Source organism: Brevundimonas bullata (assembly GCF_003350205.1).
GTDB classification, from domain to species: domain Bacteria; phylum Pseudomonadota; class Alphaproteobacteria; order Caulobacterales; family Caulobacteraceae; genus Brevundimonas; species Brevundimonas bullata.
This window is the reverse complement of record NZ_QLLC01000001.1, coordinates 160439-181484: the sequence shown is the minus strand read 5'-3', so window position 1 is coordinate 181484 and position 21046 is coordinate 160439. Positions and strand designations below refer to the sequence as shown.

The 21046-nt window shown below is 66.9% G+C and carries 19 protein-coding genes and 1 pseudogene; 13 read left to right on the top strand and 7 right to left on the bottom strand.

What is annotated here, in order from left to right; all coding sequences use genetic code 11:
• Window positions 1–182 precede the first annotated feature (182 nt).
• Window positions 183–650, bottom strand: a complete 468-nt coding sequence (locus DXK21_RS00910) for a TIGR02300 family protein (protein WP_114815902.1) — start codon at window positions 648–650, stop codon at window positions 183–185.
• 148 nt (window positions 651–798) lie between these two features.
• Between DXK21_RS00910 and aroA the strand changes: the two genes are divergently transcribed.
• The 6 genes from aroA to mscL all read left to right on the top strand — a co-directional run bounded on the left by aroA (window position 799) and on the right by mscL (window position 5871).
• Window positions 799–2109 carry a 3-phosphoshikimate 1-carboxyvinyltransferase gene (gene aroA, locus DXK21_RS00905; protein ID WP_281269010.1) on the top strand — a complete coding sequence of 437 codons (1311 nt, stop codon included), beginning with the start codon at window positions 799–801 and terminating at the stop codon, window positions 2107–2109.
• A complete protein-coding gene (locus DXK21_RS00900; RefSeq protein WP_114815900.1) occupies window positions 2102–2389 on the top strand; it encodes a hypothetical protein in 288 nt (95 codons plus the stop codon). The genes aroA and DXK21_RS00900 overlap by 8 nt, the downstream gene beginning before the upstream one ends.
• Window positions 2386–3036: a (d)CMP kinase gene (cmk, locus tag DXK21_RS00895; protein WP_114815899.1), complete on the top strand. Its 651-nt coding sequence runs from the start codon at window positions 2386–2388 to the stop codon at window positions 3034–3036. The genes DXK21_RS00900 and cmk overlap by 4 nt, the downstream gene beginning before the upstream one ends.
• Before the next feature lie 208 nt (window positions 3037–3244).
• Entirely contained in the window at window positions 3245–4948 is a 1704-nt protein-coding gene (gene rpsA, locus DXK21_RS00890; protein ID WP_114815898.1) for a 30S ribosomal protein S1, read from the top strand.
• Between the two features lie 212 nt (window positions 4949–5160).
• The gene (locus DXK21_RS00885) at window positions 5161–5451 is read left to right on the top strand and encodes an integration host factor subunit beta (RefSeq protein WP_105562595.1); all 291 of its coding nucleotides are present in this window, start codon (window positions 5161–5163) and stop codon (window positions 5449–5451) included.
• Window positions 5452–5466: 15 nt separating this feature from the next.
• Window positions 5467–5871, top strand: coding sequence for a large-conductance mechanosensitive channel protein MscL (gene mscL, locus DXK21_RS00880; RefSeq protein ID WP_114815897.1), 405 nt, complete (start codon window positions 5467–5469; stop codon window positions 5869–5871).
• 16 nt (window positions 5872–5887) lie between these two features.
• Here mscL and DXK21_RS00875 read toward each other — a convergent pair whose 3' ends face one another.
• Window positions 5888–7036: an N-acetyltransferase gene (locus DXK21_RS00875; protein ID WP_114815896.1), complete on the bottom strand. Its 1149-nt coding sequence runs from the start codon at window positions 7034–7036 to the stop codon at window positions 5888–5890.
• A gap of 208 nt (window positions 7037–7244) precedes the next feature.
• Here DXK21_RS00875 and DXK21_RS00870 point away from each other — a divergent pair, with 208 nt between their 5' ends.
• Window positions 7245–9026 (top strand): peptide MFS transporter, encoded by a 1782-nt coding sequence (locus DXK21_RS00870; protein WP_162790552.1) that lies wholly within the window; start codon window positions 7245–7247, stop codon window positions 9024–9026.
• A gap of 135 nt (window positions 9027–9161) precedes the next feature.
• On the opposite strand, the gene DXK21_RS00865 is transcribed toward DXK21_RS00870, so the two are convergent.
• Window positions 9162–11204, bottom strand: a complete 2043-nt coding sequence (locus DXK21_RS00865) for a TonB-dependent receptor plug domain-containing protein (RefSeq protein WP_114815894.1) — start codon at window positions 11202–11204, stop codon at window positions 9162–9164.
• 234 nt (window positions 11205–11438) lie between these two features.
• Between DXK21_RS00865 and DXK21_RS00860 the strand changes: the two genes are divergently transcribed.
• Complete coding sequence (locus tag DXK21_RS00860; protein WP_245945014.1) at window positions 11439–12350, top strand: TraB/GumN family protein; 912 nt, start codon at window positions 11439–11441, stop codon at window positions 12348–12350.
• Window positions 12351–12767: 417 nt separating this feature from the next.
• Here DXK21_RS00860 and tldD read toward each other — a convergent pair whose 3' ends face one another.
• The 4 genes and pseudogenes from tldD to DXK21_RS00840 all read right to left on the bottom strand — a co-directional run.
• The gene (gene tldD / locus DXK21_RS00855; RefSeq protein ID WP_114815892.1) at window positions 12768–14198 is read right to left on the bottom strand and encodes a metalloprotease TldD; all 1431 of its coding nucleotides are present in this window, start codon (window positions 14196–14198) and stop codon (window positions 12768–12770) included.
• A gap of 286 nt (window positions 14199–14484) precedes the next feature.
• Window positions 14485–15264: a GIN domain-containing protein gene (locus tag DXK21_RS00850; RefSeq protein WP_114815891.1), complete on the bottom strand. Its 780-nt coding sequence runs from the start codon at window positions 15262–15264 to the stop codon at window positions 14485–14487.
• 24 nt (window positions 15265–15288) lie between these two features.
• Window positions 15289–15861, bottom strand: coding sequence for a DUF1700 domain-containing protein (locus DXK21_RS00845; RefSeq protein ID WP_114815890.1), 573 nt, complete (start codon window positions 15859–15861; stop codon window positions 15289–15291).
• Between the two features lie 107 nt (window positions 15862–15968).
• Window positions 15969–16292, bottom strand: a pseudogene (locus DXK21_RS00840) (PadR family transcriptional regulator); the annotation flags it as partial.
• 250 nt (window positions 16293–16542) lie between these two features.
• Here DXK21_RS00840 and coxB point away from each other — a divergent pair.
• From coxB to DXK21_RS00815, 5 genes are all read left to right on the top strand, one after another.
• The gene (gene coxB / locus DXK21_RS00835) at window positions 16543–17502 is read left to right on the top strand and encodes a cytochrome c oxidase subunit II (protein WP_114815888.1); all 960 of its coding nucleotides are present in this window, start codon (window positions 16543–16545) and stop codon (window positions 17500–17502) included.
• Window positions 17503–17525: 23 nt separating this feature from the next.
• The gene (gene ctaD, locus DXK21_RS00830; protein ID WP_114815887.1) at window positions 17526–19178 is read left to right on the top strand and encodes a cytochrome c oxidase subunit I; all 1653 of its coding nucleotides are present in this window, start codon (window positions 17526–17528) and stop codon (window positions 19176–19178) included.
• Window positions 19179–19242: 64 nt separating this feature from the next.
• Window positions 19243–20211 carry a heme o synthase gene (locus DXK21_RS00825; RefSeq protein WP_114815886.1) on the top strand — a complete coding sequence of 323 codons (969 nt, stop codon included), beginning with the start codon at window positions 19243–19245 and terminating at the stop codon, window positions 20209–20211.
• Between the two features lie 4 nt (window positions 20212–20215).
• A complete protein-coding gene (locus DXK21_RS00820; protein ID WP_114815885.1) occupies window positions 20216–20470 on the top strand; it encodes a hypothetical protein in 255 nt (84 codons plus the stop codon).
• Complete coding sequence (locus tag DXK21_RS00815; RefSeq protein ID WP_281269009.1) at window positions 20467–21033, top strand: cytochrome c oxidase assembly protein; 567 nt, start codon at window positions 20467–20469, stop codon at window positions 21031–21033. Before DXK21_RS00820 ends, DXK21_RS00815 begins: the two co-directional genes overlap by 4 nt.
• Window positions 21034–21046 lie beyond the last annotated feature (13 nt).

Genomic DNA, 21046 nt, shown 5'->3' with positions numbered 1-21046 from the left:
TGAGAGATCAAGCCGCTCTGACAACTTTTTTTCCGCTTATTTTTCCGACCGTTGGTCGTCGAGCCTGATCGGTTGAGGAGGAAGCGCGGCGCGCTTCCTCCGATGCCGTGAATCAGGCTCGCTGCATTATGCTGGAGCGAAAGATCTGGGTCGGGACGCGCAGCGCCCAGACCGATTTCGCTCTAGTCGTCGTCGCGCGACGGCTTGACGATGTCGTCGTCGAGGCTGTCGTCGTCTTCGTCCTCGATGAAGGGCACCGAGTCGTCATCGTCGTCGGCCAGGGCGTCTTCGTCGTCGCCGTCAGCGGCGCCCATGCCGGCGTCGTCGGCGCTGGGCTCAGCGTCGTCGTCGTCGTCGGGGGTCAGGATCGGCTCGTGGCCTTCCTCGTCGATTTCGGGGGTCGAGGGTTCGCTCTCCTCGTCCTCGTCATCGGCGTCCTTCGCCTTGTCGACCACTTGATCCTCGGCCTCGTCGTCCGCGGCGAAGCCGGGGCCGGTGCGGCCGCGAACGCGGCGGTTGCGCAGAGCTTCCTCAAGCGGATCGAACTCGGCGTCGCACTTGGGGCAGTGCGCCGGACGGCGGTTCAGGTCGTAGAATTTGGCCTGGCAGTTCGGGCAGACCTGCTTTTGGCCCAGTTCGGGTTTGGCCACGGGATTACCTTCGGCAGGAGTTGAATTTCGGAATTAGGCCGGCTCCCTTGCCACCCAAGGGGGCCGCTGTCAAAAGCCTTCTTCTCCGCGCCAGCGCGGCGTTTCCTGAACAATCGGAGTTTTTGGCCAGGTGACTGCCCCTTCGACCCTGACTGCGCGTCCCGTTTCCGTTTCTTTACAGGGCGCCATCCGCGCGCCAGGCGACAAATCCATGTCGCACCGCTCGCTCATCTTCGGCGGCATGGCCGAAGGCGTGACCGAGATCGAGGGCCTGCTGGAAGGCGACGACATCCTGGCTACGGCGCGGGCGGTCGAGGCCTTTGGCGCGACCGTCGAACAGCTGGGCGAGGGTCGCTGGCGGGTGACAGGCAACGGCGGCTTTGGCAGCCCTGGCGTCGTGATCGACTGCGGCAACGCTGGGACCGGCGTGCGTCTGCTGATGGGGGCCGCCGCCGGCTATGATCTGAGCGCGACCTTCGACGGCGACGCCTCGCTGAGAAAGCGGCCGATGAAGCGCGTCGCCGGGCCCCTGGCCGACATGGGCGCGCGGTTCGACTGGAACGGCGCCGAGGATCGGGTGCCCCTGACCCTGCACGGCGGGGGTCTGAAGGGCATAGACTATGTGCAGACGGTGGCCTCGGCCCAGATCAAGTCGGCCATCCTGCTGGCCGGGCTGAACGCGACCGGCGAGACCGTCGTGGTCGAGCCGGAAAAGAGCCGCGACCACACCGAGCGGATGCTGCGGGCCTTCGGGGCGACGGTGGACGTAACCGAGGAGGGCGAGGGCTGGCGTATTCGCCTCAAGGGCGGGCAGAAACTGACCGGAACCGCCGTGGCCGTGCCGGGCGATCCGTCGTCGGCGGCCTTCCCCCTGGCGGCGGCCCTGATCGTTCCGGGTTCGGAAGTCACGGTCGAGGGCGTCATGCTGAACCCGCTGCGCACGGGCCTGTTCGACACCTGGATCGAGATGGGCGCCGACCTGACGATCTCCAATCGCCGCCTCAGTGGCGGCGAGGACGTCGGCGACATCACCGCCCGCTATTCGGCGCTCAAGGGCGTGGTGGTGCCGGAAGACCGCGCCGCCTCGATGATCGACGAATACCCGATCCTGTCGGCGGTCGCCGCCTATGCCGAGGGCCGCACCGTCATGCGCGGCATAGGCGAGATGCGGGTCAAGGAAAGCGACCGCATCGCCCTGATGGTCGCGGGCCTCAGCGCCTGCGGCGTTGCAGTGGAGGAGGAGGCCGAGGGCTTCATCGTCACTGGTGGTCAGGTGAAGAGCGGAGCGACCGTCGCCACCGCCCATGATCACCGCATCGCCATGAGCCACCTGATCCTCGGCCTGGCCGCCGAAGCGCCGGTCTCGGTGCTGGACCCGGAAATGATCGCCACCAGCTTCCCCGGCTTCGTCGCGCTGATGAACGGGCTGGGCGCGGACATCGGCGACGGCCGTGGCTGAGGCGCGAAAGAGGTCCGGGCTCTGGTCCTGGCTTCAGTTCGTCCTCGCCGCCGGCTTCATGGGCTGGTGCAGTTTTGAGGGCGCGCGCTTCCTGTGGCGCAGCTGGCAGGTGGGAATCCTGCTGCACGGCAAGGGGCCGGACGTCGCCCTCAGCGACAAGCCGCTTGTCTTCTGGGGCCTGAGCGGCTTCTACGGGGTCTCGGTTCTGGTCGGGGGCGGCTTCGCGGTCTTCTGCCTGCTGATCGCCCTTCGTGACGTGACAAGAAAGACAAACTCCTGACCCAAGCGCTCGTCATCGCCGTCGACGGCCCCGCCGCCTCGGGCAAGGGCACCATCGCCGCGCGTCTGGCGGCCCATTACGGCCTGCCGCATCTGGATACGGGCCTGCTGTATCGCGCCGTGGGCCTGGCGGTGCTGGACGCGGGGCAGGACCTGGGCGACGCCGAGGCGGCCGAAGCGGCGGCCCGCTCGCTGGATCTTGGCGGCCTGTCGGACAATCCGCGTCTGACCGAGCGGGACGCGGGTGAGGCGGCCAGTCGGGTCGCCAGCCATCCGGGCGTGCGCGCCGCCCTGCTGAAGCTGCAACAGGACTTCGCCGGCCAGCCCGGCGGCGCCGTTCTGGACGGGCGCGACATCGGCACGGTCATCGCGCCCGACGCCGCAGCTAAGCTCTATGTCACCGCCACCCCCGAGGTTCGCGCCGAACGCCGCTGGAAGCAGCTGACGGCGCGGGGCCAGGACATCGCCTTCAATGATATGCTGGAAGACATTCGCCGTCGCGACGAGCGGGATTCCGGCCGGGATTCCGCGCCGATGGTTCAGGCCGACGACGCGGTCTTGCTGGATACGACCGATCTGGGTATAGAAGCGGCCTTCGATGCGGCCCGCCGTATCGTCGAGGCGGCGCGAGTCCGGGCCGGGGTCTAGAATTCCCTCAAGCAGCGATGCGTTAGGGAAGGCATAGAGACCTCGCTGGACAAATCCAACGCTCCTGACCTCGGCTTCCGCGGGCGCTCTGGCTTTATTTGTTTGCGCCTCTTGCGCCGGCCTCGCGTCCTGACGACCTGACTTTCCCTTTCCCTGTTTATCCACCCGTGCGGGGCCATTCGGTCGCGCGCCATAACCCCAGAGCTATATGACCGACACCCACAATCCCTCGCGTGACGATTTCGCTGCGCTGCTCGACGAAACCCTTCAGGGTCGCGACCTCGGCGAAGGCCAGGTTGTTCACGGCCGCGTCGTCGGCATCGAAAAAGACATCCTGATCATCGACGTCGGTCTGAAGACCGAAGGTCGTATCCCGGCCCGCGAATTCGGCATCGGCGAAGGCGCCGTCATCCCGAAGGTCGGCGACAACGTCGAAGTCTATCTGGAACGCGTCGAGAACGCCCTGGGTGAAGCGGTCATCAGCCGCGACAAGGCCCGTCGCGAAGAAGCCTGGACCCGTCTGGAAGTCGTCTTCGCCGAAGGTCAGCCGGTCAACGGCGCCATCGTCGGTCGCGTCAAGGGCGGCTTCACCGTCGACCTGGGCGGCGCTTCGGCCTTCCTGCCCGGCTCGCAAGTCGACATCCGCCCGGTGCGCGACGTCGGTCCGCTGATGGGCAAGGAACAGCCCTTCGCCATCCTGAAAATGGACCGTCCGCGCGGCAACATCGTCGTCTCGCGTCGCGCCATCCTGGAAGAAGCCCGCGCCGAACAGCGCACGGAGCTGGTCGGCCAGCTGCAAGAGGGTGAAGTCCGCGAAGGCGTCGTCAAGAACATCACCGACTACGGTGCGTTCGTCGACCTGGGCGGCATCGACGGCCTGCTGCACGTCACCGACATGTCGTGGAAGCGCGTCTCGCATCCGTCGCAGGTCCTGGCCGTCGGCGACACCGTCAAGGTCCAGATCGTCAAGATCAACCCGGACACCCAGCGCATCTCGCTCGGCATGAAGCAGCTGCAGTCGGACCCGTGGGACGGCGTCGAAGCCAAGTACCCGGTCAACGCCAAGTACACCGGCCGCATCACGAACATCACCGACTACGGTGCGTTCGTTGAGCTGGAAGCCGGCGTCGAAGGCCTGGTCCACGTCTCGGAAATGTCCTGGACCAAGAAGAACGTCCACCCGGGCAAGATCGTCTCCACCTCGCAGGAAGTGGAAGTCATCGTCCTGGACGTCGACAGCGCCAAGCGCCGCATCTCGCTGGGCCTGAAGCAAGCCCAGAACAACCCGTGGGAAGCCTTCGTCGAGGCTCACCCGATCGGTTCGACCGTCGAAGGCGAAGTCAAGAACGCTACCGAGTTCGGCCTGTTCGTCGGCCTGGACAACGACATCGACGGCATGGTCCACCTGTCGGACCTGGACTGGAACGTGTCGGGCGAAGAAGCCATCCAGCGTTACCGCAAGGGTGAAACGATCAAGGCCAAGGTGCTGGACGTCGACATCGAGAAGGAACGCGTCTCGCTGGGCGTCAAGCAACTCGGCGGCGACCCGATGGAAGGCGACGTCTACAAGCGTGGCCAGCAGATCACCGTCACCGTAACGTCGATCGAAACCGGCGGCATCGAAGTCAAGTTCGGTGAAGACGACGCGCCGGTCACGGCCTTCGTCCGCAAGTCGGACCTGTCGCGCGACCGTAACGAGCAACGTCCGGAACGCTTCGCCGTCGGCGATCGTATCGACGCCATGATCACGGGCATCGACAAGGCCACGCGCCGCGTCTCGGTGTCGGTCAAGGCGCTGGAAATGAAGGACGAGGCCGAGGCCATCGAACAGTTCGGTTCGTCGGACTCGGGCGCTTCGCTGGGAGACATCCTGGGCGCCGCGCTTCGCGAAAAGGCCGGTTCGAAGGACTAATCGTCCAAATCGACCAGAAAATGGGGCGGCTGGAGCAATCCAGCCGCCTTTTTTCTTGCGCGTCGGGCCAGAAGGCTGACCAATGGCGAGGCTAGCCTTTGAGAATCGCTCTTAATCTGACGCGCCCTCTTTATTCCTGTGGCGTCAGGCGGTTAGGGTGCGGACCTGAACGGAAGCGACTGCATCTGAAACAGCCACGGGCGGGGGCCTGAATGATCAAGTCTGAACTGATCGAGAAGCTGGCGGCCGAGAATATCCACCTCACGCACGCCGAGGTGGAGCGGGTCGTCAACGTCATCCTGGGGCAGATGACGGAGGCCTTGTCCGATGGCGGACGGGTCGAACTGCGGGGCTTCGGCGCCTTTTCGGTGCGCAGCCGTCCGGCGCGCGTCGGCCGCAATCCCCGCACCGGCGAGACGGTGGAAGTGCCCGCCAAGGCCGTGCCCTTTTTCAAGAGCGGCAAGGAACTTCGCGAACGCCTGAACGCTTCGGGCGACGCCTGAACGAAAGACTGAAGAATGAGCCTGCTGACCGAGTTTCGTGAATTCGCCGCGCGCGGCAACGTCGTCGATCTGGCGGTCGGCGTCATCATCGGGGCTTCGTTCGGCAAGATCGTCACCAGCCTGGTCGATCAGATCATCATGCCGCCGATCGGCCTGCTGCTGGGGCGGGTGGACTTCTCCAAGCTGGAATGGGTCCTGGTGCCCGAAAATCCGGCCACCGAGGCGGTCGAGAAGGTGGCTATCCAGTACGGCGCCTTCATCAACACCCTGATCCAGTTCCTGATCGTGGCCTTCGTGGTCTTCCTGCTGGTCAAGGGCATCAACAAGCTGCGCCGTGAACAGACCCCGGAAGCGGCCGGTCCAACCGCCACCGAGGTCCTGCTGGCCGAGATCCGCGACGAGTTGAAGGCGCGCCCCTAAAGGTCGCCATGGCCCTTCAGGCGGCGTCGCGAACGGTTTCTGTCGACGGGACGCGCCGGCCGATCGGCAGGGGGCGAAGGCAGAAGGCGTAGTCGCCGTCGTAGGGCGTGGGTCGCCAGTCGCGCCCCGCATCTTCAAGCTCTGGATCGAAATGGGCGTGGCAGTGGCCCCAGCCGCCTTCTCGCCGCGCGCTGCGCGCCAGCGGACCCAGGGCGTCCAGCAGGGCGCCGTTCACCACCTGGAGGCGCACGCGGGCGACGCCCAGGCGCGGCGCCAGACGCAGCACGGCCTTGATCAGCGCCGAGGCCGCGTGCGGGGCCCGGTCCAGGGCGATCAGATCGACGACTTCCAGGGCGGGCGCTTCGATGGGGCTGCCCTTGCTCAAGACGGCCTGGGCGTAGCCGACCAGACAGCCGTCCTGCTCGCAGCCCAGCAACAAGGGGGCCACGGTCAGCTCCGGGTCCGCCATGCGCCAGCGCAGGGTTGCGGGGCTGCGGTCCGCGACCAGTCGGCCCTGGCAGCGCAGTTCGCCCCAGAAGGCCGCCAGGCTCGAGGTGTCCGACAGGTCGCTGATCCAATGGATTCCGGGCGGGAGGGGCAGGGAATGAAGCGGCTGCGCGCCGATTTGCTCGGCGTTGCGCGGCATCAGCCGCTCGCCCAGACGGCCGGCGAGACCGGGCGAGCGCTCCACGGCGTTGCGAAGCAGCCGTCCCCAGCCGCAGGTCACAGGGTCGATGATCCAGGCCAGCTTCACGTCATGCCCGCGCTCGGGGCAGGGGCTGAGGCCCATGCGGGGATAGAGGCGGGCCGCCTTGGGATTGGCGTTCAGCGTGTACCGAAAGTCGCCGTCGGCCTGGCGCATCAGGGTGCGGATCAGGCGCGGCGCGGCGCCGCGCTGGGCGGGCGGAACAATGATGGAAAAGCCGCTGGCGCCCAGGACGGGGCGGTCCATCAGCCAGAACCTCTGGATGAAGTTGCCGACGAAGGCGGCGGCCCGCCCCTCGTCGTCCGCGATCACCCAGCCCAGCGGCGCCTGGGGCGACGGCCGCGCCGGATTGGCCGCCAGCCAGCGCCACCCCTCAAGCGAGCGGGCGTGCCAGCCGACCTGCTGATGCAGGCGGTTCACCTCGGGCACATCGGTCAGTTGAAAAGGCCGCGTGATCACCGCTGTCCGTCCTTCCCGATTCAGGGCGCCGGGCGGCCCTGGCTGCACCCCAAGCAAGTTGCGAGCCAAGTGTAAAATCAACCCTAAGACGTGCGGAACTGCAACTGAGGCAAAGTCGCGGCGCGTTAACGCTTGTTACAACGGGCCGGTCGTGCTGTTTCTGCGGCCTTAATGCGCCAGTCAGGGCGTAGCATTTGGGAGAACGCCGTTGAGCACGACGGATGGGGGGGGCGCGCTGTCGGCGACGCCTCGCAAGACGTTTCTTGGACACCCGCGGGGGCTGGTGGTCCTGTTCCTCACAGAGATGTGGGAACGCTTTTCCTACTACGGCATGCGGGCTCTGCTGGTCCTCTACCTGACCCAGCACTTCCTGTTCGGCCCGAAAGAGGCGCAAGGCATCTACGCCGCCTATGCGGCGCTGGTTTACCTGATGCCGGTCATCGGCGGCATGATCGCCGACAAGTATCTGGGCTCGCGCAAGGCGGTCATCATCGGCGCGGTCCTGCTGGTCGCCGGTCACTTCATGATGGCCTTCGAGGGCACGGGCGGGCGTGAAAACCTGACCATCGGCGCCACGACCTATGAGCTTCAGGTCGAGGGTCGCGATCAGAACCGCGCCATCTTCGCCGTCAACGGCGATGAGCGGACCCAGATCACGATTACGCCGGAAGGCATTTCCAAGGTCGGCGCCGAGCCGGCGGCGGCGATGGCGGCGGATGCGGCGGCTCCGGCCGTAGCCCCGGCGGCGGGCGGCTTCCCGGCCTTCACGGCCACGGAAGGCTACAAGCTGGAAACCGTTCGGGACCTCGGCTTTGGGGAGCCGGTCCTGTTCTTCGCCCTGTCGCTGATCATCGTCGGCGTCGGCTTCCTGAAGGCCAATATCTCGACGGTCGTCGGCGCCCTGTACGAAGAGAATGATCCCCGTCGCGACGGCGGCTTCACCATCTTCTACGTCGGCATCAACCTGGGTTCGGTCCTGGCCACGGCGGCCTGTTCCTACCTCGGCATCAAGTACGGCTGGGCCTATGGCTTCGGTCTGGCCGGCATCGGCATGACCCTGGGCCTGATCACCTTCATCCTCGGCCAGAGCTGGCTGGAAGGTCGCGGCGGCCCGCCGCAGCCGGAAATGCTCAAGACCCGCAAGGTCTTCGGCCTGCCGTTCGAAGCCATCTTCTGGATCGGCGGCCTGGTCACGGTCTTCCCGGTCTGGCTGCTGATGCAGCGTCACCACATCATCGAGACGGCCCTGCCCTGGCTGGCCGGCGTCATCTTCGCCTCGGTGGTCGGCTACGTCCTGTTCAAGCTGCGCGGCTCCGAGCGCACGCGCATGCTGGTCGCCCTGACCCTGATCTTCTTCTCGGTCCTGTTCTGGGCCCTGTTCGAACAGGCCGGTTCGTCGCTGACCCTGTTCGCGGACCAGTCGACGGCCATGCCGACGTGGTTCAATGCGCCAATGACCCAGATGTTCAACCCGGGCATCATCGTCATCGGCGGCCCGATCATCGCCGCCCTGTGGGTCTGGCTGGGCAAGCGCAACATGGAGCCCTCGACCCCGGTCAAGTTCTCCTTCGCCCTGGTCCTGGTCGGCGCCGGCTTCCTGCTGCTGACCTGGGCGTCGGCGACGCAGGCCAACGTGGACTTCCGCGTGCCGCTGCTCTTCCTGTTCCTGACCTACTTCCTGCACACGATGGGCGAGCTCTGCCTGTCGCCGGTGGGGCTGTCGATGATCACCAAGCTGTCGGTGGATCGCGTGGTGGGTCTGATGATGGGCGTCTGGTTCCTGTCCAGCTCGGTGGCCCACATCGCCGCCGGCTTCATCGCCCAGGCGACCTCGACCGCCACGGTCGCGGGCGTCGTCACCAGCCCGGAGCTGGCGCTGCAGACCTATGGTTCGATCTTCGGGACCATCGGCTGGACCGGCGTCGTCGTCGGCGTGGTGCTGCTGGTGCTGTCGCCGCTGCTGAAGAAGGGCATGGCGGGCGTCCACTGATCGCCTGACAGCCTTTGAGCCAAAATGAAGGGCGGCGTCTCGCAGGAGGCGCCGCCCTTTTCAGTTGTTCCGGGGAGGCCCCCTTGGTCCTGTTCGTATGGGGCCGAACAGGGCGGGGGGTCTTGTCATTGATCCTCAGAAGGTCTTGCGCACGCGGATCTGCCAGAAGGTGCGCGGGTCGATGAAACGGTTCTCGACATAGGAGACGGGGCGCGTGACGCGGTCGGCGAAGACGACGCGCTCGACGTTGAAGTCATTCCAGATGTTGACCTGGCCGCGGATCGACAGGGTTGGGGTCGGCTTGTACTCGGCCCACAGCTCGTAATAGTCCGTGCCGCGCCAGCCCGAGATCTGATCCGGCTGGTAGCCTTTCTGGCCCAGCAGCGGAATCCAGGCGCCGCCCCATTGCAGCTTCATCGAGGTGATGTCCTGCTCGAAGGTGATAACGGCCTGAGAGGCGCGGACGTTCGAGATGGGGCGCTTCTCGCCGGTGGTGGGGTCGGTGACTTCGGTCTTGTTCCAGGTGTTGCGGAAGCCGAACTTGCCGCCCGAGAGGCCCAGCTTGTCGGTGGGGATCGTCACGTTCAGGGCCAGTTGGTCCAGCGTGCCGTCGCCGATGTTGCCGACCGCCGCATAGCCGCCGTCCAGCGGGATCACGTCGATGGCGTCGGTGATCTCGTCGTGGCGCAGACCCAGGCTGACGATGCCCTCGCCCCAGAAGCGCTTCTCGAAGGTCAGTTCGCTGACCCAGCGCGATTCCGGCGACAGGTTCACATTGCCGCCGAAGACGTTCTCGTCGGCGAACTCGGCCGAGGCGGCGAAGTCGTCGAAGTCCAGCTGGCCCACGGTGCGTTCGAAGCGGGCGCGCACCTGGGTGTTGGCCATCGGGGTCCAGGTCGCCAGCAGGCGCGGCTTGGCGAAGAAGAAGCTCTTTTCCTGCGAGGCGTCGCCCGACTGGCTGATGGTCGAGGATTCCAGCCGCAGGCCGCTTTCCAGGCTCCACTTGGGATTGATGCGCCAGGTGGCCTTGCCGAACAGTTCGCCGCGCGTTTCCTCGACCTTGACCGAGGCGGAGGGCAGGGGCACGGCCACGCCGCCGACCGAATAGGCCTGAACGGTCTCCAGCATATTGTAGGCGACCTCGCCGCCCGCCTCGAAGTCCATGGCCGGCGACCGCTCGTAACGGATCAGGCCGCGCAGGATGGTTTCGGAGCCCTCTCCGTTGGCGCTGAACAGCTTCTCGGGGCTGATGAGGGCGCCGTCGCGCTCGCGCGATGTCGACAGATTGTCGAAGTCCTCGAACTCATGGATGAAGCGGGTTTCGAGCTTCAGCTTTTCGTTCAGCGGGCGCGTATAGACGACGCCGACTTCGCCGCTTTTGCTGTCGTTGTCATAGTAGCTCTCGCGCAGCACATCGGGGGCGGTCTGACGGTTGATGTTGTGCCAGTCATTGACGCCGTACCGGGCCGTCAGGTCGATCTTGCCGCCCATGAAGGGGCTGGAATAGTTGCCCCGGATCGAGTTCCCGCCACCGTAGCCGTCGTTGTAGTATTGCTCGGTGCGCAGGACGTTTCCGTTGGCGTCGACGCGCACGACCGGCCCGGCGCCGTTGGAGTCGCTCATGGAGATGCCGTCGCCCAGGGTCACGCCCCAGGTCCGGTCGCCTTCGCGGGCGGTGAACTGATAGGTGCCGCCGAACAGGTCTTGGCCGCCCTCGAACAGGTTGGCGTTGGCGGTCAGGACGTGTTCGCGGCTGGAGGTAGTCTTCAGGATGACGTTGGCGACGACCGAATAGCCCTGCATGTCGATGCCGGGGGCGCCGCCGCGGACTAGTTCGATGCGCTCGACCTGGGTGGCGACGGTGCGGCCCAGGACGTTGGAGCCGGTGTCGTTCTTGGACGCCGGGCGCGCGCCGTTGATCAGGATGTTGCCGACCGCGCCTTCAAAGCCCCGAGCGCCGTCGCCGTCGTTGACCGAGAAGCCGGGCACGCGGTTGACCATGTCCAGGGCGGTGTTGGGGCGGGCGTCCCTGAAGAAGTCGGGGGCGAAGACCAGGACGCCCTGATCGCTGGCCTCGGCGGTCTGGCGCGGGGCCGTCGGCGCGGTTTCGGCGAAAGCCGGCGCGGCGGCGGCGAACGCCAGTGCGGCGGTGGTGGCCAGTAGAATGGTCTTGGTCATGGCGTCGTCCCTCTCCCTCGGTCGTGGCGAGAGGTTTGGCGGGGGGCGGTGCAAGTCTCCAGTTACAAGCCTGACAGGTGGATTAAATCGCGGACAGCATTACCGATTAGTCAGATTACAGTCTGGTTAGATACTGTTACGCCAGCAGACATGACCCTTCGTATCCTTGCTGTTTCAGCTCTTGTTCTTGGCCTGTCACTGGGCGCGCCCGCGCAGGCTCAGGATGCGTCGGCCATGCCCGTGACCACGGTGGACGAGATCGTCGTCAGCGCCCGCCGCACCGAGGCGCCGATCTGGGAAGTGAAGCGCGGCGACAGCACCCTGATCCTGGTCGGCGCCATCAGCGGCGTGCCGCGCGACGTCGAGTGGCGGCCCGAGGCGCTGGAGGCGGCGACACGGCGTTCGCAGCGCATCCTGTTTCCGCAAGAAGGCCGCGCCTCCGTCGCCGACGTGCTGCGCCTGATCTGGCGCATCCGCACGGTGGCCACCCTGCCGCGCGGGACGACGACCGCCGACTATCTAGCTCCCGAGGTTCAGGCGCGGCTGGAGACGGTGATGGCGGATCAGAAGAACGACAGCTGGCGCACCAACAGCCTGATGATCCTGAGCATGGACCTGATGAGCGACCATGCGGGCTATGAGCGGGGGCGGACCCGCACGGCCGCGGACATCATCAAGAAGGCGGCGCGCGACGCCCGCATTCCGGTGCGCCCGGTCGGCACGGTGCGCGGCGACGAGATCGTCGACAGCCTGATCACGGCGCCGCCCGCGACCTATGCGACCTGCCTCGAGCGCGCCCTGGCCGCGGCCGAGGCCGGGCCGGAGGGCGCCGCCATCCGCATCAGCGACTGGCGCGCCCGGCGCGTGCCCGAGGTCATGGCCCAGCCGCTGGAGCAGGCGCTGGGCCTGTGTTGGCCCTGGGGCGACCCCGAGATCGCGCCCCTGCTGCGCCGTCAGTGGGCCGAGGCCGTGCAGACGGCCCTGGGCGAGCCGGGCGTGACCATGGCTGTGGCCCAACTGCGGGTCCTGGCCGAGCCGGACGGCGTGCTGGATGGGCTGGCGGCTCAGGGCTACGAGATCGAGGGACCGGCGTGGAAGGCGGACCGTGTCGCTGTGGGATCGTCAGGCCTGACCTCTTCGCGATAATAGCGTCGTCTGGGGCGGGCCGTCCTGATCAGGCGATCATCTTGCGGAAGGACGGCGCAAGTGTTGACGGCGTGCGCGGTCTTCCAGTCTGGCGTTCTGCTCGTAAAGACAGGCGAGGCGAAGAAGATGCAGCCGCTCCTCCTCGCAATCCCTGGAATACGCCGACTCCTTGGCGCGCAAGGCCCGCAGGCGATAGTAGCTCATTGCCCCCTCGCCGGACCGCTAAAGCGAAGGCCAAGGGCGAAAAGGGCTGAGGGCGACAGGCTAGGCATGGCCAATATACGGGGCTGGCCAGGATTGGTTCACAAACAATTCTGAAAACGACGTTGTCGCTGGCTTGTTTGTGCCGAGAAGACCGGCAAGGCGCTTGGTTCTTGCTTTATTGTCCTGTCCGGCGCTCGTTCTGTCTTTTGACCCCTAGACCGCCGTGCCGCCCACCGTCAGGCCGCCGATCTTGAGGCTGGGCTGGCCGATGCCGACGGGGACGCCCTGGCCGGCCTTGCCGCAGACGCCGACGCCGGGATCGAAGGCGAAGTCGTCGCCGACCATCTGGATATGGGTCAGGGCCGTGGCCCCGTCGCCGATCAGGGTGGCGCCGCGCACCGGGGCGGTGATCTTGCCGTCCTCGATCAGATAGGCCTCGGTGCACTGGAAGACGAACTTGCCGTTGGTGATGTCCACCTGGCCGCCGCCGAAGTTGGCGGCGTAGAGGCCGCGCTTGGTCGAGGCGATCATGTCGGCCTTCGAGTCCTTGCCGCCCTCCATGAAGGTGTTGGTCATGCGCGGCATGGGCATGTGGGCGAAGGACTGACGCCGGCCGTTGCCGGTGGCCGTCGCGCCCAGCTGACGCGCCGACAGGCGGTCGTGCATCAGGCCGACCATGATGCCGTCCTCGATCAGGACGGTGCGCGAGGTGGGGGTGCCTTCGTCGTCGAATGACAGCGAGCCGCGACGTCCGGCGATGGAGCCGTCGTCCACGACCGTGACGCCCGGTGCGGCCACGCGCTGCCCCATCTTGCCGCTGAAGACCGAGGAGCCCTTCCTGTGGAAGTCGCCCTCGAAGCCGTGGCCGACGGCCTCGTGCAGCAGGACGCCGGGCCAGCCGGCGCCGAGGACCACGTCCATCTCGCCCGCCGGGCAGTCGATGGCGTCGAGGTTGACCAGGGCCTGGCGCAGGGCCTCGTCGATCTGGCCCTGCCAGCGGTCGGGCGCGAGCCAGGCCTCGAAGCCGGCGCGGCCGCCGGCGCCGGCCGAGGCGCTCTCGCGCTTGCCGTCGCGCTCGACCGTGACCGAGACGTTGACGCGGACCAGGGGCCTCACGTCGCTGAGCAGCCGCCCGTCGGCGCGCAGGATCTCGACCGTGCGACGCTCGCCGACGATGGAGGCCGAGACCTGAACCACGCGCGGGTCGCGGGCGCGGGCCCAGGCGTCGATTTCCGACAGCAGTTCGATCTTGTCCGAGAAGCCGGGCGAGGCGAGGGGATCGACCTCGTCATAGAGCTTTTGATTGGTGGCGCGCGGGGCCTCGGCGGCGTGGCCGGAATAGCCGCGCTTGGCCAGCGAAGCGCTGTCGGCGGCGCGGCGGATGGCGGCGGCGGAAATCTCGTTGGCGTGGGCGTAGCCGGCGGTCTCGCCCGCCACGACGCGCAGGCCGAAGCCCTCGACGGCGTCGTAAGACGCGCCCTTCAGCCGCCCGTCGTCAAAGACGAGGGATTCGCTCTCGGTCTTTTCCAGAAACAGTTCGCCGTCGTCGGCGCCGGCCAGGGCCGTCTGCAAAATGGACAGGGCCTCGTCAGGGGCCACGCCCGCGGCGTCGAGGATGGGGGAGGGGGAGGCGGCGGTGCTCATGCAGGCTAGATAGGGGCTGCGGGGGCCGGCGTCACGGGGGCAGCAAAAAACCCTCTCCTGATGGGAGAGGGCTTGAGCCTCCAAGAGCGAAGCGATTGGAACAGGCGACCCGAAGGGCGGCGCGGCGCAGCCAAAGGGTGAGGGTTCTCGGGTGATGTCGGCGTGAGCCGCCGCGCTGCGGCCAAGGCCGACTGACGTGGTCGACCCTCACCCTTTCGCGCTAGGACGCTCGCTCCGCTCTCGTGCGCTCACTCCCTCTCCCGTCGGGAGAGGGAAGAGGCGGCGATCAGTCCTGGGTGACGTCGCCCGAGCCGCTGATGTCCTGGCGCAGCTGGGCCGGACGGCGCGTCAGACGGACCGAGCCGCTGCCCGAGACGTCGACCTCGGCCTTGCCGGTCGGGCCGACCTCGGCGTCGCCGCTGCCGCTGACGCGCAGTTTGGCGTCGGTGACGAACAGCTCTTCCAGTTCGGCGTTGCCGGAGCCGGAGATGTCCAGGGTCACGGCCTCGGTCTTGCCCTGGGCGCGAACCTCGGAGCTGCCGGTCAGGGTCAGGTCCAGCGCGGGCTGGTCATAGCCGCGGATGTTCAGCTCGGTCGGGCCCGACAGGTCGAAGGCCTTCACCGAGGGGGCCTTGATGATGACCTTCAGCACGTCGGTCTCGCTCCAGCCGTGGATGCCCGTGCGGGTCCAGCGGATGTAGCTGCGGTCGCCGCGCGGGGCGTCGTCCATCGTCAGGCGGCCGTTGGAGAAGCGGACGCGGTCCACGACGGTCTTGGGGCCGATGATGGTGATGCCGGGCTCGTCGGCCTGCTGGTCGTAGGTGATGTCGGCGGGCAGGTTGATGGCCAGCCGCTGGTCGCCGGTCCAGGCGAGGGTGCGGGTGATGTCGGGCGAGACGGCGCCGCGCTCGACCTTGAAGCTGTCGTCGCCGGCGTCGTCGTCGGTGACGACCCAGGTCCAGTCCTGGCGGGCCAGGTCGCGGCCGCCCACAGCAAAGGCGCCGCCGATGCCGACGATGGCCAGGATCAGACCGGCGCCGGAGATGATGAGTAGATTGCGGATCATGTCAGTTCCTCCCTCAGAACCGGATCAGGCTTGCGATTGGGGTTCGAGCGCGGGCTTGACCACGCGGTAGTGCAGGCGGGCGTACCAGACGGTGGCGTCGATCAGCCACTTGGTCAGCAGGGCCATCAGGCCGCCCATGAACAGGCCCAGGCCCATCAGGCCGACGCCCAGCAGGGCCGCCGCCAGGGCGCCGCCCGGCACGCCGATGAAGGGGCCGACCACCAGGACGGCGCCGCCGGCCACGAAGACCGCAACCCCGGCGATCAGCAGCGACAGCACCGTGCCGAACACCGGCAGGGCGATGGGCAGCAGGATCAGGATGTCGATGGCGCCCAGGCCCAGGATGCCGAAGATGGCCCCGGCGGCCGAGGAGGCGGTCTGTTCCTGTCCCCAGCGCTTGGCGCTGGCCTCGGCCTTCAGTTCGCGGGCCAGACGATCGGGATCGCCCAGGGCCTCGGCGACCTGAGCCTCGGTGCGGCCGGCGGCGAGCCCGTCGGCGAAGTGGCTTTCATAGTCGGCGACGATGTCGTTCGCCGTCGTGGTCGGCAGCCCGACCAGGCCGCGTTGCAGGCGGGCCAGGAATTCGGCGCGGTTCATTGTTCAGCTCCCCGTTGAGCGTCTGCGGATGGGTCGGCCAGGGCGGCCGGAGCGGCAAGGGCGGCGGGTTCGACCGGCGCGCCCGCCGCAATGGCGTCGCTGTGCGGCGCGGTGTTGGCCACCAGGGCGTCGACGGCCTGGGCGAAGGCTCGCCATTCGGCGGTCTGGCCTTCCAGGGCGGCGCGCCCGGCGGTGGTCAGCCGATAGTATTTGCGTGACGGGCCGCTGGTGGACTCGACCAGATAGGTCTCGACCAGGCCGTCCGTCTGCATGCGGCGCATCAGCGGATAGATGGTGCCTTCCCCCATGCCGATGGCGTCGGACAGGCGGCTGGCGATCTCGTAGGCGTAGCTGTCGTCGCGGGCCAGCAGGGCCAGCACGCACAATCCCAGCACGCCTTTCTTCAGTTGGATGTCGATGGAGTCGGGCATGGCGTTCCCTTCGGTGATGACGAATGGGTATCGCAAGGTATCGTGTGGTGCAAGGTAGCTGTCGGTACATGACAGCGAATTAATCCGCCGAACTTTTGCCTCATGCCGTCACTTGCGCGTCTTGATCGCTTGGCAAGCGCTACCCGAGCCGATAAGGACCGGCCCTGAAACGCCGAGGTCCGTCCAGGGCCCGGGGGTGTTTGCGAATTGCTCGCAAGTATCGGCTGCGAAACGGTTTATGAGGACTCGAATGGGGATGGGCACGCGAGCCATGGCGCGGATCGGAGGCGGTGTCGCCGCGACCGCTCTTGCCGCCTTCGTCGCCGCGCCGGCGTGGGCGCAGGATCTGATGGGACAACCGACCCCGGGCGGCATCGGCCTGCAGCCCGCCGCCGCGCCGTTGAAGCACGAAGCGATCTTCTTCCACGACGTGGTGTTGATGCCGGTCATCACGATCATCACCCTGCTGGTGCTGGCCCTGCTGATCTGGATCGCCATCCGCTACAACAAGCGCGCGAACCCCGTTCCGGCCAAGTGGAGCCACAACACGGTCATCGAGGTCATCTGGACCGTGGTGCCCGTGCTGATCCTGGTCGGCATCTCGCTGTTCTCGTTCCGCCTGCTGTTCGCCTACCACGACATGCCCGACCCCGACCTGACGGTGAAGGTCACGGGCAACCAGTGGAACTGGGCCTATGAGTACCCCGATCAAGGCGTGGCCGAGTACATCTCGAACATGACCCCCGAGGACAAGGCGCCGGCCCACCTCTACCGCCTGGCCGCCGACGAGCCGATGGTCGTGCCGGTCGGCAAGACCGTTCGCCTGCTCGTCACCGCCTCGGACGTCATCCACTCCGTCGGCCTGCCGGCCTTCGGTCTGAAGACCGACGCCGTCCCCGGCCGAGTCAACGAGACCTGGTTCAACGCCGAGAAGACCGGCATCTACTACGGCCAGTGCTCCGAGCTGTGCGGCGTCGACCACGCCTTCATGCCGATGCAGATCAACGTCGTCACCGAGGCTGAATTCGCCGCCTGGGTCGCCTCCAAGGGCGGGTCCATGACGAAGAAGGCTGACGAAGCCGCTGCGGCAGCCGCCGCCGCGCCCGTCGCCGCTGCTGCTCCGGCCGCCGACGCCGCCGCCCCGACCGCCGCCGCCGCTCCCGCGGCCCCCGCAGCCGCTGCCGCGCCCGTCGCGCCGGCCGCCCAGTAACAGAGACGCGAGAGCCCACGATCATGGCCACCGCTGCCGCAACGCACGACGATCATCACGATCACAAGCCGGGTTTCTTCACCCGCTGGTTCCTGTCGACGAACCACAAAGACATCGGGATGCTGTACCTGATGTTCGCCATCTTCACCGGCCTGGTGGGCGGCGCCCTGTCGGGCCTGATCCGCTGGGAGCTGGCTGAGCCGGGCATCCAGCTGTTCAAGGAAGGCACGATCATCCAGCAGCTGGGGATCGTGGAAGCCTCCAAGCACGGCTATAACGTCACGGTCACGGCCCACGCCCTGATCATGGTCTTCTTCGTCGTCATGCCGGCGACGATGGGCGGCTTCGCCAACTACTTCACGCCGATCATGATCGGCGCGCCGGACATGGCCTTCCCGCGCCTGAACAACATCTCGTTCTGGCTGCTGGTCGCCGCCTTCATCCTGCTGGTCATCTCGATGTTCGTCGACGGCGGACCGGGCATGGGCTTCGGCGGCGGTTGGACGGCCTATCCGCCGCTCTCCACCATGGGCCACGCGGGTCCGTCGTTCGACCTGGCGATCTTCTCGCTGCACGTCGCCGGCGCCTCGTCGATCCTGGGCGCGATCAACTTCATCACCACGATCTTCAACATGCGCGCGCCGGGCATGACCCTGCACCGCATGCCGCTGTTCGCCTGGGGCATCCTGATCACGGCCTTCCTGCTGCTGCTGTCGCTGCCGGTTCTGGCGGGCGCCATCACCATGCTGCTGACGGACCGCAACTTCGGCACCAGCTTCTTCGATCCGGCCGGCGGCGGCGACCCGGTGATGTACCAGCACCTGTTCTGGTTCTTCGGCCACCCCGAAGTCTACATCATGATCCTGCCGGGCTTCGGCATCATCTCGCACATCGTCTCGACCTTCTCGAAGAAGCCGATCTTCGGCTACCTCGCCATGGCCTACGCCATGGTCGCCATCGGCTTCATCGGCTTCATCGTGTGGGCCCACCACATGTACACCGTGGGCATGAGCATCAACCTGCGCGCCTACTTCGTGGCCGCGACGATGATCATCGCCGTGCCGACGGGCGTGAAGATCTTCAGCTGGATCGCCACCATGTGGGGCGGTTCCATCACCTTCAAGACGCCCATGCTGTGGGCGATGGGCTTCATCTTCCTGTTCACCCTCGGCGGCGTGACCGGCGTGGTCCTGTCGAACGCCGGCATCGACTACAGCCTGCACGACACCTACTACGTCGTGGCCCACTTCCACTACGTGCTGTCGCTGGGCGCCGTCTTCTCGATCTTCGCCGGTTTCTACTACTGGTTCGAGAAGATGTTCGGCGTGAAGTACAACGAGTTCCTCGGCGCGACCCACTTCTGGATCATGTTCGTCGGCGTGAACCTCGTCTTCTTCCCGCAGCACTTCCTGGGTCTGCAGGGCATGCCGCGTCGTTACATCGACTACCCGGAAGCCTACACCTACTGGAACCAGGTTTCGTCGTTCGGCTATCTGATCACCATCGTCGGCGTCCTCGTCTTCCTGGTGATGCTGGCTGAAGCCGCGATCCGTCGCCGCAAGGGCGAGGCCAATCCGTGGGGCGAAGGCGCCACCACCCTGGAGTGGACCCTGTCGTCGCCCCCGCCGCACCACCAGTTCAACGAACTGCCGGTGGTCAAGGCGGACAACCACTGATCCGACCCGGATAACCCTAGAGAGGCCGCCCTTTCGCTACCGGAAGGGCGGCCTTTGGCTTTTTATGACCATGACCGACCGCCAAGCTCCGCTCGTCACCACCGCCCAGCCGGAAGACTACTTCCAGCTGCTGAAGCCGCGCGTCATGTCGCTGGTGGTCTTCACAGCCGTGACCGGACTGGTCGTGGCGCCGGGGCATCCCAACCTGCTGCTGGCCGCCATCGCCGTCCTCTGCATCGCCGTGGGGGCAGGGGCCGCGGGCGCCCTGAACATGGCGCTGGAGGGCGAAACCGACGCCCTGATGCGCCGGACGCGCGGACGCCCCGTCGCGGCGGGCCGCATCCGCAAGAACGACGCCATGGCCTTCGGCGTCGTCCTGTCGATCTTCTCGGTCATGCTGCTGGGCATGACGACCAACTGGCTGGCCGGCGGCCTGCTGGCCCTGACCATCGTCTATTACGCCGGCTTCTACACCCTGTTGCTCAAGCGCCGGACGCCCCAGAACATCGTCATCGGCGGCGCCGCCGGCGCCTTCCCGCCGGTCATCGGCTGGGCGGCCGTGACGGGCGACGCGCCGTGGCAGGCCTGGCTGCTGTTCCTGATCATCTTCCTGTGGACCCCGCCGCACTCCTGGGCCCTGGCTCTCTATTCTGCCGGCGACTACGCCAAGGCGGGCATCCCGATGATGCCGGTGGCGCGCGGGACCAAGTCGACGCGTCTGCAGATCCTGATCTACACACTGATCTTCGTGCCCGTGGCCATCGCCCCGGCCTTCCTGGGTCTCGGCGGCGTCGTCTATCTGGCGGTGTCGGTCGCCGGGGGGCTCTTTTTCCTGACCCTGGCGTTTCGCCTGTGGCGCTCGCGTGCGGGCGACCAGCCGGACAAGGCCGAGGCGGTGGGGCGAGAGGCCGCATTGTACGACGTCCGCGCCGAGGCCAAACCGGCCCGGAACCTGTTCGCCTTCTCCATCCTGTATCTGATGGCGCTGTTCTCGGCCTTGCTGGTCGAGCAGCTGCCGGGCCTGGGAGCCTGACCGCGTGACCCGTCCTAACTTCATCAAACTGACCGACGAACAAGTGCGCGCGCGCAAGCGCCGCAACGTGGCGATCGCCCTGGGCCTGGTCGGCTTCATCGTCTTGGTCTTCATCGTCACCGTGGTGAACCTTCAGCGCAACACCGAGGCCCGCAAGGCGGCCGAGGCGGCGGCGCTGGGCACGGTCGAGCGCGCTGATCCCGCTCTGCCCGCCGCTGTGGCGGCCCCGGAGGCGCCGGTCTCGGAGCCGACGCCGTGAAGGACCGCAAGAACCTCGTCGCGCTGATCTGCGCGGCTGTGGTCATGGGCATGACCGGCGCGGCCTTCGCCGCCGTGCCGCTTTACCGCCTCTTCTGTCAGGTCACGGGCTTTGACGGCACGGTGAAGAAGGCCGAGGCGGCGCCGACCGAGATCCTGGACCAGAGCGTCCTGATCCGGTTCGACACCAACGTCCGCAACCTGCCGATGGACTTCAAGGCCGAGCAGGTCAGCCAGCGGGTGCGAATCGGCGAGACGGGCATGGCCTATTTCAAAGTGACCAACACCTCGGACCAGCCGATCCACGCTACGGCGGCCTATAATGTCGTGCCGGAACGCGCGGGGCCCTACTTCCAGAAGCTGCAGTGCTTCTGCTTCGAGGGGCAGGAAATCGGTCCGGGCGAGACCAAGGAATTCCCCGTCCAGTACTTCGTCGCGCCCGAGATGGCGACGGACGCGGAGTCCAAGGGCGTGCGGGAAATCACCCTCAGCTACACCTTCTTCCCGACCAAAGGCTTCGCCCAGGCCGCTTCCGGCCAATCCGCTACTGGCAAAGCCGGATAGCGGACGCTATAGC